This window comes from Pseudoduganella albidiflava (genome assembly GCF_004322755.1).
GTDB classification, from domain to species: Bacteria; Pseudomonadota; Gammaproteobacteria; order Burkholderiales; family Burkholderiaceae_D; genus Rugamonas; species Rugamonas albidiflava.
The window spans coordinates 5,008,914-5,021,422 of sequence record NZ_CP036401.1; the positions used below are offsets into that span (position 1 = coordinate 5,008,914).

10 protein-coding genes are annotated in these 12,509 nt (G+C 63.7%); all 10 read right to left on the reverse strand.

The features are described from left to right. Nucleotides 1-6: 6 nt before the first annotated feature. Nucleotides 7-3,000, reverse strand: a complete 2,994-nt coding sequence (locus EYF70_RS20770; RefSeq protein WP_131147109.1) for an ExeM/NucH family extracellular endonuclease — start codon at nt 2,998-3,000, stop codon at nt 7-9. A 390-nt stretch (nt 3,001-3,390) separates the two neighbouring features. Then, nucleotides 3,391-4,359 carry a TIGR03790 family protein gene (locus EYF70_RS20775; protein ID WP_131147110.1) on the reverse strand — a complete coding sequence of 323 codons (969 nt, stop codon included), beginning with the start codon at nt 4,357-4,359 and terminating at the stop codon, nt 3,391-3,393. Nucleotides 4,360-4,525: 166 nt separating this feature from the next. Beyond that, a complete protein-coding gene (locus tag EYF70_RS20780) occupies nt 4,526-5,071 on the reverse strand; it encodes an FxDxF family PEP-CTERM protein (RefSeq protein WP_131147111.1) in 546 nt (181 codons plus the stop codon). An 18-nt stretch (nt 5,072-5,089) separates the two neighbouring features. Then, nucleotides 5,090-5,626, reverse strand: coding sequence for an FxDxF family PEP-CTERM protein (locus EYF70_RS20785; protein WP_131147112.1), 537 nt, complete (start codon nt 5,624-5,626; stop codon nt 5,090-5,092). A 165-nt stretch (nt 5,627-5,791) separates the two neighbouring features. Further along, the gene (locus EYF70_RS20790) at nt 5,792-7,210 is read right to left on the reverse strand and encodes a mannose-1-phosphate guanylyltransferase/mannose-6-phosphate isomerase (RefSeq protein WP_131147113.1); all 1,419 of its coding nucleotides are present in this window, start codon (nt 7,208-7,210) and stop codon (nt 5,792-5,794) included. Then, nucleotides 7,207-8,373 (reverse strand): nucleotidyltransferase family protein, encoded by a 1,167-nt coding sequence (locus EYF70_RS20795; protein ID WP_131147114.1) that lies wholly within the window; start codon nt 8,371-8,373, stop codon nt 7,207-7,209. The genes EYF70_RS20790 and EYF70_RS20795 overlap by 4 nt, the downstream gene beginning before the upstream one ends. A 20-nt stretch (nt 8,374-8,393) precedes the next feature. Continuing rightward, the gene (galE, locus tag EYF70_RS20800; RefSeq protein WP_131147115.1) at nt 8,394-9,392 is read right to left on the reverse strand and encodes a UDP-glucose 4-epimerase GalE; all 999 of its coding nucleotides are present in this window, start codon (nt 9,390-9,392) and stop codon (nt 8,394-8,396) included. Between the two features lie 46 nt (nt 9,393-9,438). Continuing rightward, nucleotides 9,439-10,533 (reverse strand): non-hydrolyzing UDP-N-acetylglucosamine 2-epimerase, encoded by a 1,095-nt coding sequence (gene wecB / locus EYF70_RS20805; protein ID WP_131147116.1) that lies wholly within the window; start codon nt 10,531-10,533, stop codon nt 9,439-9,441. Then, nucleotides 10,530-11,366, reverse strand: a complete 837-nt coding sequence (locus EYF70_RS20810; RefSeq protein WP_229420481.1) for a hypothetical protein — start codon at nt 11,364-11,366, stop codon at nt 10,530-10,532. The genes wecB and EYF70_RS20810 overlap by 4 nt, the downstream gene beginning before the upstream one ends. A 75-nt stretch (nt 11,367-11,441) precedes the next feature. Then, nucleotides 11,442-12,509: a Gfo/Idh/MocA family protein gene (locus EYF70_RS20815; protein WP_229420482.1), complete on the reverse strand. Its 1,068-nt coding sequence runs from the start codon at nt 12,507-12,509 to the stop codon at nt 11,442-11,444.

Consider the following 12,509-nt stretch of genomic DNA (forward strand, 5'->3'; position numbering starts at 1 on the left):
CTTGACTTAGAAGTTACCGCTGAAGATTCGTGCCGTGTACGTGGCGTTGACCTTGGCCGGGTTGCGCAGCGTCAGCGGCACCGTGACGGAGGCGCCCGGTGCCAGGCCGCCGGCGATACGGATGTAGGGCGCGCCATCATGCGTGCCGGTCGCGTTGACGACCGTGACACCGGCGGGCAAGCCGTCGAACCGCAGTGACAGCGGACCGGCCAGCGCCGCATCGGACCGGTTCACCAGCGTGACCGAACCGGTGAACAGTTGCGTGACGCGGTTGAAGCCCAGGCCCGTGGCGTTGACTTGCACGCTGGCCGTGACATCGCTGTATGCCGGTGCCAACGCCAGGCTGATGACGACCGGATCGTGGTCGGAAGCGCGGTAAGGCTGGGCATCGTACAGATCCTGCGGCTTGCCATTGGTGTTGTAGTCGATGACTTCCGGCTCGTCCGCGTTGGCGTGCCACTCGGCCGCGCCGACCACCTGCGGGCTGAGCGAAGCGCTGGCCAGCGCATGGTCGAGGTAGCCGGCCTGGTGGCCGAACACGTACGAGTACGGCAGGCCGACGGGGCGCACGAAGCGTTCCAGCTGGTTGACGTAACCCCGTGCGATGATCGCGGCGATCGGGTCTTCCATGCCGTACGAATTCATGTCGCCGATCAGCAGCACGTCGGGGTCGCCGGCGGCGGCCTGCACTTGCGGCACGAACGCATCGACCAGGCGCTGCGCCTGCGCGACGCGGGTGGCGTTCCAGCAGCTCTGGCCATCGCCGTTGTCGGCTTCCGCCCCCGGGCCGGACGGGCAGCTGCCCTTCGACTTCAGGTGGTTGACGACCACCGAGAACTTCTCGCCATTGGCGGCGCGGAACGCCTGCGCCATCGGCGGGCGGTTGTTGACGCTGTTCGCGTCGGACAGCGAGCCGCCCACCAGCGTGACAGCGGCCGGCTTGTAGATCATCGCCACGCGGATCGCGTCGGTGCCCGTGGCGGCCGGTTTCGGCACCACCGCGTAGACCGGCGAACCGTAGGCCGCGTTCAGGCTGTCCACCAGCAGGCCGACGGCGGTGTCGCCATTGTTCTGGATTTCCATCAGGCCGACCACGTCGGCATCGATGCTCTTCAGCTGGTTGACGATCTTGTCGCGCTGGCGCACGTACTCGGCCAGGTTATCGGCGCCACGGCAATTGCCCTGGCTGGTGGTCGAGCCCACCGTGCAGCCCTGGTTCGTCTGGCCCGTAGCGGTGGTGCCGTCGGTGAACGTCGTAAAGAAATTCAGCACGTTCGCGCTGGCCACCTTCACGTTCCCGGCCGGCAGCGCCGGTGCCGCCTCGCGCGGATTGTCCCGCGTGATGGCCGGCGGCACGGTCGGCTGCAGCTTGAAGCCGGCACCGCCCGCACCCAGCGCGCCGTAATCGACGACGCCGGTCAGGTCATGCACCAGGTCGCCGGCGCGCACGGTGCGGCCTTCGCCGATGTACGGCACGGTTGCCGGCGTCGTGAAGATGCCGTCGTCCAGCACGATCAGGTTGGCGGCATTGGCCGCGGCCAGCGCCGCGGCCTCGGCGCTGCGCGGCGCGTGGCGATTGGTCGGGATTTCCAGGCGGCCGGACGACAGCGACAGTTCGCCGCGCGTGCCCAGGTAGTCGGTCTGCGAGATCGTCAGCGGGTCCGTGAAGCGCACCAGCATGCCCTCGACCTGGTCGAGGCGCGCGTTCGGCAGTGCGATATTGGTCGGCGCCACGCTGTGGCCGGACGACAGCACGGGAGCGAACGTTACGTCCGTCATTTCCGTGTACGAGCGGTTGGCGCCGCCCGGCGTGTATTCGGTGATCTTGCCGGTGACGCGCACGCGCTGGCCGACCGCCACGCCATCGGCCGCGGCTGCGTTGTAGACATACAGCCCGTCGGACGTGGCGGGATCGCCGTCGCCATTGCCGTCCTGCAGGAAGAACCCGCCCGCCACCTTGGCCGTGACGATGCCTTCGGTGGTCTGCTCGGTGTTCGCGTACTGGCTGGTGGCACCGCTGCCCTGGATCTGCGGGATGGTGTGCGTGACGGGTGCCAGCGGGCGCACCGAAATGCCGACCGTGCAGCTGGCTTCCTGCGCATCGTCGTTGGCGAAGCGTACCGTGACGGGGAAATCGCCCAGCGGGGCATCCGCCGCCACTTCGATGCGCCCGGATGCGCTGCCACCTTCGGCGCTGGCGGACGTGAACGCCAGGCCGATGCCCGGCACCGCGGCGGACGTGATCGACGCCGCGTTGACGATGCTGTCGGCATCGCTGGCCGCCAGCAGGGTGCCGCCGGCATAGCCCTGCGCGATAGCGAGGCTGGACGGGCAGCGCAGCACGATCGGCTTGACCGCTGGTACAGTGCACGAATGGGCCGGCTCGGCGGCGTTGCGCGGGACCGGTTCGGCCACGGCGAAGTCGGCGCGGTTGTCGTCGGTGTCGATGCAGCCGGCTTCATTGCGCAGCACTGCGGTGGCGTTGCCCGTGCCACCGGCCGGCGCGGTGCCCTCGAAGTGCCCGGCGCTGCCCCAGCCGACCAGGTCGACCAGTGCCCCGCCGGTCGGCGCCGCGCCAGCCAGGGCGGCGGTGGAACTGACCAGCGCCACCTTGCCGCCACTGCCGCTCATCGGGATCGTACCGGTCGTGTCCGGGTCCAGCGCCACGCTGCCGCCATTGCCGGAAGCCTGCTGTACCAGGTAATACTTGCCGGGCTCCAGCGTGACGGTGGGCAAGCGCGTCACTTGCCAGCTGCTGCCCGCCGTGCTGGCATATTGCACGCTCCAGTTCGTCAGCGTGACGGCCGCATCGCTCCGGTTGAACAGTTCGATGAAATCGGACTTCAGCGTGGCGCCGCTATTGCCGCCGCCGCCATAGACCTGGCTGATGACGATGTCGGAAGCGGCGAAGGCCGGGGCGGCCAGCGAGGTGGCCAGGGCAGCGGCCAGGGCCGTGGCCAGCGCGGTCTTGCGGCACGGAGTCGGAGCGTGTGGTGTCATGGTATCCCTGCAATCTTGAGAAAGTGAATCGAATATTGCCTAATGCATATTAGCTAAACGATATGACCCCTTAATGACAGTGCGGACAGTGCGATGTCGTTGGAAACGGGAATGGCAGGGATAAGAATAAACTAATAACTAAAAGACATGGCTCTTAAATGATCGGCCGGCCATCGATTCGCACGCGGGAATGGCCAGGCGTGGCGGCGCCTGGCTGCGCGCGTGCCGACAACGATGACAGGAGGGAGGAGTTGGGCGGTGCCGGCGCACCACGCAGGTCGGCAATGCCGCCTGCTCCGGTACCGGGCCGCCGGCGCTGCAGGGCCACATGCCTGCCGCGCCATGCCGCGGCCGGGAAGCCGGCCGATCCGCCGATGGCGGCCCGTGGGGCTACCTGCGATAGGGCGCGGCGAGCGGTTCGCCGATGAAGACGCCCTGCGCCGGCCAGGCAACGCTGCGCCAGTAGGCTTCGATCGCCGTGCTGCCGTTGGCGTAGTGGCGCAGCAGGACGGCGGGATTGGGGAATTTTTGCCAGAAATTGCACGGCTCGCTCACGGTACCGTAGCTCGCCGTCGCCCCGGCCTGCAGCCACTGCAGGCTGCTCATCTGCCCTCCTCCCAGCAGGTCGCCGCCAGTCGACGTCAAATGGTCGGCCAGTGCGCCGGGCATGAACTGGAGGGTCTCCAGTTTCGGTACCCGCGCCTTGCCGGTCTGGTAGATCATGATGTCGCGCTTGCCTTCCAGCGCATCCGCGCCCAGCGTGTGGATCGTCAGCTTGCGTTGCGGAATGGCGCCGGGCTTCGGGAAGAACCGCGCACGGCTGTTGCGTGCCTGCTCGCTGGTGACAAGATAGTAGGCGCCCGCCTCCGAAACACGGAATCCGCTGGCCTTGCCGCGGTCGATGAGGGCCTTGCCTTCCTCGACGGACTCGGTGGGCAGCAGCATCGCCAGCCGCATGCCTGGCTGGACCCGGCCCGGCAATGCGGACGCATTGAAGTACGGGCTGGCTTTTCCGGGTGCGCATGTGCGGATGCATTGCGCGGCGTCGTAGCCCAGCGCGTAGGCTGCGGTGATGCCGTTGCATTCGACGGCATACGGCGCCGTCCACACCATCAGCACGGCCTGCACACCCGGTTTCAGCTTGCCATCGATCTCCGCCTTGAGGTCGGCGAACTGCTCCGCCGTCAGCTTGCGGGGCTTGCCCGGGATGCGGACATGGACGATGTTCGCGTCCGGGATGCCGCGGGCGGTGCGGTAATACTCACCGAGCTCTACGCTGTTCGGCTCGTCGTCATTGATGACGACCGCCAGCTGGGCCGGCTGCAGCGCCGGCGCCGCATGGACGATGGCGGCGGCCATCAGGACTGGCAGGAGAAAAGCGGATCGCAAAATGGCCGGGCTCCATGTGGTAGGGACAGGACTGCGCATGAGACAACGCTGCAGGTCATGACAAGACAGCGACGGTTGTCACGAGGACGAAAAAAAACGGAAGCCAAAGCTTCCGTTTTCATTATAACGCGTGGTCTCAGCCGCGGCGGCGCAGCGCAACGCCCAGCACGCCCAGGCCGCCCAGCATCAGGGCCAGCGTACCGGGCTCCGGCACCGGGGATACCGAGAGCGTGCCGCTGTAGCTGGCATTCGTGGCTGTGGCGAAGCCGTTCACTTCCAGGAAGTAGTTGCCGGCCTTGAGCATATCGGTGCCTTTGAAGAGCCAGGTCTGGTCGAAGGGATCGTGCAGCGTGCCGTAATACACGGCTTCGGTGACGCCTTCCTGGTACAGGTTGAAGCCGGTGATGCCCAGGCCGGTCTCGTCATCGTATGGTACCGAGGTCATCAGGCCGGTGACGGCCGATGCGGCGTTCAGCTTGAAGGTGTAGCGATCGCTGAAGCCGTTGAACTCCTCGCCCAGCGCGGCGGCGGCCGTTTCAACGGTGCGGGAGAATGCAAACGAGCCGCTGGCGGTCAGCGTGGTCGACATGTCGACGATGCGGCTCTGGTCGATGTAGGCGGCGTGGGCGTGGGTGCCGAATGCCAGCAAGACGGCCAGGCACAGTGGATACAGCTTTTTCATGAAGGTTTCCTGTTCGGTTTACTTGGCGTTGCGGCGCGCGGCAAACGCCAGCACGGCGAGGCCGCCCAGCAGCATGGCGGGCATGGCCGGTTCCGGCACCGGCGAGACGGTGAGCGTGCCATTGGCGGCATACGAGCCGCCTGGCGCCAGCATCGTGCCCGACACCTGGAAGTAGTAAGCGCCGGCGGCCAGGTTGCTGGCGCTCAGGGTCCACTTGTCGAACACGCCATCGGCGTTCAGGAACGACAGCTTGCCCGGTGCCACGGCCAGGTTCGTCAACGCGTCGTAGATACCGAAGCCGGTCAGGTCCAGGCTTTCGTTCCGGCCGGCGGCGGTCGACGTCGCCACGAAGCGCACGCTGGCCTTGCCGCCCAGCGTGAAGTCGAAGCGGTCGGCGAACGTATCGCCTGCCAGCGTATTGCTGAAGTTATTGTCGAATGCCAGAGAATTCTTGCCGGTCTGGACCGTCAGCGTTTCAACGGGCGAGCTGACATTTGCCGCGTGCGCGCCGGCCATCAATACGAGCGCCGCGGTAACGAAAAGAGTGCGTTTCATGCGAAATTCCTGCCGGAAATAAGTATCTGTCAGTAAAAAACTAATTCTGATCGGCAGTATATCAGAACTGCAACGTAAGTTTCACAATCATAATAAAAAAATTGCCACACAACACTTGCGTGTTGTGTGGCAACGAGATCCGCGCCATGCCAGGGATATCGGGCGTCAGGTGCGCTGGTAGACGTCCTCGAAGCGCACGATATCGTCTTCGCCCAGGTAGCTGCCCGACTGCACTTCGATCAGGTGCAGCGGCAGCTTGCCGGGATTTTCCAGGCGATGGCTCATGCCGATGGGGATGTAGGTGGATTCGTTTTCGGTCAGCAGTTCGACCTTGTCGCCGCACGTGACCCGGGCGGTTCCCGATACCACGATCCAATGCTCGGCGCGATGGTGGTGCATCTGCAGCGACAGCTTGCCACCCGGGTTGACGGTGATGCGCTTGACCTGGAAGCGGTCGCCCACGTCGATACCCTCGTAGCAGCCCCACGGACGGTAGACCTTTGTATGATGCAGGTGTTCGGTACGATCCTGGCACTTCAGGTGGTCGACCACCTGCTTGACTCGCTGCACCTGGTCCTTGCGTGCGACCAGTACCGCGTCGTTGGTCTCGACGACCACGACATCTTCGAGGCCAATGACGGCCACGCAGCGGTTTTCCGCGCGCACCAGCGAATTCTTCACGCCATCCAGGTAGACGTCGCCACGGGAGACATTGCCGTTGCTGTCGTGCTGCTGCACTTCCCACAACGCCGACCACGAACCGACATCGTTCCAGCCGATCGCGGCGGGCACGACGACGGCATGGCGCGTATGTTCCATGACCGCATAGTCGATGGAATCGGACGGGCTGGCGGCAAAGGCTGCCTCGTCGAGACGGCAGAAGTCCAGGTCGCGATAGCCCTTTTCCACCGCTTCGGCGGTAGCGCTGGCGATCGCCGGCTGGAACTGCTGCAACTCTTTCAGGTAGTCGCCGGCGCGGAACAGGAACATGCCGCTGTTCCAGAAATATGTGCCGGCATTGACGAATTCTTCGGCGGTAGCGCGATCGGGCTTCTCGACAAAGCGATCCACCTTCAGGCAATTATCGCCGACCGGCAGCGGTTCGCCGCCCTTGATGTACCCATATCCCGTCTCCGGTGCCGTCGGCACGATGCCGAACGTGGCCAGGGCGCCATGCTCGACCAGTGCGGCCGCGCGCAGGATCGCGCCATAGAACGCTTCGGTGTCGCTGATCACGTGATCGGCCGGCAAGACCAGCATCACTGCTTCGGCATCGATCGCCTTCAGGTAATGCGCGGCGGCGGCGATGGCCGGCGCCGTATTGCGACCTTCCGGCTCGAGCAGGATGCCGAGTGGCTTGACGTTGATCTCGCGCAGCTGTTCGGCGACGAGGAAACGGTGCTCGTTGCCGCAAACGATCAACGGCTGCATCAGTCCAGGCCGACCATTCAGGCGCAATGCCGTGTCTTGCAACATCGTCTTGTCGGCAACCACGGGCAACAACTGCTTCGGCAGTGCCGCCCGGGACAGTGGCCACAGGCGGGTGCCGGCGCCGCCGGACAGGATGACGGGATATATCTTCATGCTTTCTTCTGTTCCAAAGGGGTGACTTCTGGTTCGCCTTCCCGGCGGCGGGCCGCGCGGCGGTCGCGTGCGTTGGCCCATTCGTCGGATTCATACTGCGAAACGTGTTTCATCTCGCCAGCACGGTCGACACTATAGTCTTTAAAGACAATCAATTCGTCCAGCGTAACATCCGGTAACACACGCGTATATTCGAACAGCACGCTGCGCAGCACCGTCGCACCGGCGCAAATGTGGCTGCCATGGCCGATCCACGTCGGGCCGACGATGCGCGCACCGGCATCCACCTTGACGCCGGAACCGATGTAGACCGGGCCTTCGATCTTGGTGCCGTTGCTCCAGTCGATGCTGGTGTTCAGACCCACCCACAGGCCTTCATCGACCTGGATGCCCGGCACGGCCATGTTGGCCACTTCGCCCAGCAACACGCCTTGCAGCACTTCCCAGTAATCCTTGACGCTGCCGATGTCGATCCAGTTGAACTTGCGGGTCTGGTTATAGAACGGCAGGCCTTTTTCGGCCAGCAGCGGGAACAGTTCCGAGCCGATGTCGAACGGACGGTCCGTAGGAATCAGGTCGATCACTTCGGGTTCGAAGATGTAGATACCGGTACTGGCGCAGTTCGATTTCGCCTGCGACGGATCCGGTTTTTCCTGAAATTCCCGGATACGGCCATCTTCGTCACTGACCACGACGCCATAGCTGGACACCTTGTCCCACGGCACTTCGCGCGTGATGACGGTCGCCAGCGCGCCTTTGCGGCGGTGTTCGAACAGGGCGGATTTCAGGTCCAGGTCGATCAGCGCGTCGCCGCACAGCACGATCGTGGTTTCATCGAAGAAGCCGCCGAATTCCTGGATCTTCTTGATGCCGCCGGCCGAACCGAGCGGCTCCGGCACCACGTCGCCATTGTCGTTGGTATAGCCCTCGAACGAGTAGCCGATCTGCACGCCGAACTGGTGTCCTTCGCCGAAGTACTCCTCGATCTTTTCATGCAGATAGCTGACGTTGACCATGATTTCGGTCACGCCGTACCGGGCCAGGTGTTCCACCAGGTAGGCCATGACGGGCTTGCCGAGGATCGGGATCATCGGCTTCGGTAGTTCGTACGTCAATGGCCGCACGCGCGTGCCTTTGCCGGCCGCGAGGATCATTGCTTTCATGTGAAGACTCCCTGGGAAATTTATCGCGATGAGGATTGCCAGCGCCACGTGTCGATACACATGCGGGCAATGTCGAACTGTGCTTTCCAGCCGAGCTCTCGCTCGGCCGTCGCCGTATCCGCATAGCAGGCGGCGATATCTCCGGGTCGTCGGTCGACGATCTTGTACGGAACTTGCCGGCCGCTGGCGGCTTCGAACGCGCGTACCATCTCGAGCACGCTATTGCCGCGGCCGGTCCCTAGATTGTAGGTATATACGCCTGGACCTGTCGCCAGTTTGTCCAGCGTCTTGACGTGACCGATCGCCAGATCGACCACGTGGATGTAATCGCGCACGCCGGTGCCGTCCGGCGTCGGGTAATCGCCGCCGAAAACGGACAGGAACTCGCGCTTGCCTTCCGCCACCTGCGCCACATAGGGCATCAGGTTGTTCGGGATGCCGCTCGGTTCTTCACCGATCAGACCACTTTCATGCGCGCCCACCGGGTTGAAGTAGCGCAGCAAGGCGATGCGCCAGCTGTTGTCGGATTTGTGCAGGTCGCGCAGGATCTCTTCGATCATCAGCTTGCTGCGACCGTAAGGATTGGTCGCCGACAGCGGGAAATCCTCGGTGATCGGCACGGTTGCCGGATCGCCATAGACGGTGGCCGAGGAGCTGAAGACGATCGACTTGACGTTGAACTTCGCCATCGTTTCCAGCAACGCCACGCTGCCGGACACGTTGTTGTCGTAGTAGCGCAGCGGCTGCGCCACCGATTCGCCGACAGCCTTCAGGCCGGCGAAATGGATCACGGAATCGAACTGCCGGGTAGCAAAGACGCCCTCGAGCGCGGCGCGGTCGCGGATGTCCGCTTCGATGAATTCGAAAGGCTTGCCGGTGATGCGCTGCACGCGCTCCTGTACAGCGCGGCTGGCGTTGGCCAGGTTGTCCAGCACCACGACTTCGTGGCCGGCATGCGCCAGCTCGACGACCGTATGCGAACCAATGTACCCCATGCCACCAGTAACGAGTATTTTCACACTTCATCCTTTGCAAAAAAAAGGCAGCCTGATGGCTGCCCCTTGGTCAGATCAGGGCCTGATCGAGCACGGCCACAATGCGCTGCGCAGCCTGCCCATCCCACAGATGGGGCCGCCTGCCCTGCTTGCCGTCGCCACGCAATACCTTGCGCGCCTCGTCGACGATACGCACCGGATCGGTGCCAACCAGGACATTGGTGCCTTCCTCGACGGTGACCGGTCGCTCGGTGTTTTCACGGATCGTGATGCAGGGCACGCCCAGCGCCGTGGTTTCTTCCTGCAGGCCGCCGCTGTCGGTCAGCACGACAGCCGCATCCTTCCACAGGTCGAGGAACGCCATGTAAGCCTGCGGCCCCACCAGGGTCACGTTCGGGCCCAGGTCGATGCCGAAGCGTTCCAGGTTTCCGCGGGTGCGCGGGTGGACCGGGAACACCAGCGGCAGTTCGCGTGCGATCTCGGTCAGGGCCGAGCCGATCTGCGCCATCATCGCCGCGTCGTCGACATTGCTTGGACGGTGCAGCGTGACCACGCCGTAACGCCGGCCGGCCAGCTCGCGCTTCAATGGCTGGCTTTCAAAACCGCCCTCGGCCAGCTTGCCGGCCTGGTACAGCACATTATCCACCATCACGTGGCCGACATAGTGCACGCTTGACTCGGCCTTGCCTTCGCGCCGCAGGTGTTCGACAGCGCTCGGCTCGGTGGCGAAGAACCAGTCGCTGATGCTGTCGGTGACCAGGCGGTTAATCTCTTCCGGCATCGTCATGTCGCCGCTGCGCAGGCCCGCTTCCACGTGCGCGACGGGAATGTTGAGCTTCTTGGCGACGATCGAGCACGCCAGCGTGGAGTTGACGTCACCCACGACCAGTACCGCGTCGGGGCGCTGCTCCAGGCACAGCTTCTCGAAACCCAGCATGATCTTGGCTGTCTGGTCAGCATGGCTGCCGCCGCCGGCGCCCATGAACACGTCCGGCGCCGGGATGCCGAGTTCCTCGAAGAACACGTCATTCATCTCGCGGTCGTAGTGCTGCCCCGTGTGGATGATCCGGTAGGCCAGCCGCGGGTGATTGGTCATCGCGCGCACGATCGGCGCGATCTTCATGAAGTTCGGCCGTGCACCGGCCACGAGATAGACGGTTTTCACGCAGCGTTCTCCTGTTTCGCTTCCGGCCAATGGCGCCGCACCAGGTCGCGCGTGTTGCGGATGTTGCCGCGGCTCGATGCACCGAACACGATGGACTCGATGTTGGGCTGCTCGCACACCCATTCGATCGCCTCCGCGGGAGGGATCGCGCCGGAAGCGAACACGGACATTGCGATCGCGCGGAACTTGCGGTCGCGCAGCGCCTTTTCGTAGGCTTCGAAACCGCCGCTCATGCGGAAACCGATCTTGTTGATGTTCGAGCAGACGATCGGGTTTTCGATGCCCAGCTCGTCCAGCACGTCCAGCAGGCGCGGCAGGTTCATCGTGATGAAGCCCGGTTCGGCGTTATAACGCTTCTTCACGTGGTCGGCGAAGATGCGGAACGCTTCCTTGAAGCCCAGTCCCAGCAGCAGGTCGACCACCACGTTCTGCAGGAAGATGACGGGCGTGTTCAGGCCCTGGAACATCTTCATCTCGGCGTCGATCAGCAGCGTGGTGATGCCTTCGATGTCCTTGCGGGCCAGCGACATGCCGCCGCGCATGGCGGCGTTCAGGAAGCCTTCATCGGGCATGAAGCGCTTCAGCGCGCCCAGCATGCCATCCTCGGTCACCGCGTTCGCGTACTTGTGCGCGTACGGCATGCAGGGCATGAACTTGAAGTCCTTGTAGCGCTGCGGGTTGGCACGCATGTGGTCGCACACTTGCGCGATGCGGTCGTGCGTGGTGCACATGAAGCTCTGAATGCCTTCGTCGTAGGCATTGTCCAGCACTTCGATGATGGCGTTGATATCCTGAAAACGCATGGCCTGCGCACGCGCCTTTTCTTCGGACATGTGATTGACGCCGAAAAACTGGTTATCACCAAATAACAAACGATCCATTTAACCTGCTCCAGTGTTCAATTCTTGTTAAACGCGGCTGCCAAAGAAGAAGCCTTTCTTGCGGCTCTTCGGCTGTTCGGGAAGTGCGTCGCCGTTCATCACGGACGGGCCCTTGGCCGCGTCGGCGATCAGCATCGAAATCACCTGGTCCGTCGCCAGCGCTTCCGAGAACGAGTTGACGTTGTCGTCCGCGCGGCCTTCCTCGATGCAGCGCACGAAGTAATCCAGCTGCGCCGAGTACTCTTCCCCGCGCAGGTAGAAGTCGACCGGTTCGGTCAGGTCGGTGGTATAGCGCACGTTCCAGCCGTTCTGGTAGCCTTCCGGCGCATTCGATGCGTCGCGCAGGTAGACCTGCACTTCCTGGCGGTCGGCATAGATGCGGCCGTTCTTGCCCCAGATGGTGATCTTGGTGCTCATCTTGCGGTACGACTCGTCGCTCCAGTTCACCGACAGCTGGCCACTGCGGCCGTTGTCGAAGTACAGCGTGGAGAACACTTCGTCATCCGTATCGGAAGAGAACACGTTGTTCAGCACCGAGCCGCCGACGCCGCGCGGCATGCCGAAGTACCAGGTCAGCAGGTTCAGCGGGTGAGCCGCGTAGTCGTACAGGCAGCCGCCGCCTTCCGAGCGCTGGGTACGCCAGGTGGAACCCTTTGGTTTCAGCACCACGGGGCCGTAGGTCTCGGCCATCAGGTGCGTCATCTCGCCGATCACGTCCGCTTCCAGCAGGCGCTTGACTTCCTGGAACGCGCCCACGAAGCGGCAGTGATAGCCAACCTGGTTCACCAGCTTGTATTCCTTCGCCAGGCGGGTGACTTCCTCGCCTTCGGCCGTATCGAGCACGAACGGCTTTTCGCAGAAGACGTGCAGCTTCTTTTCCAGCGCCGCCTTGACCATCTTGCCGTGCATGCTCGATGGCGTGGCGATGATGATGGCGTCGAGTTCGACCTCGCGCAGCATCGTGTCGAAATCGGTGTACGTCTGCACACCGGTGTATTTGTTCAGAATGTCGAGCACATAGCCCGCCGCGTCACACACGGCAGCTACCTTGACACGGGGGTGCGCATTGATCATCGCATGGTGGGACAGACCCAT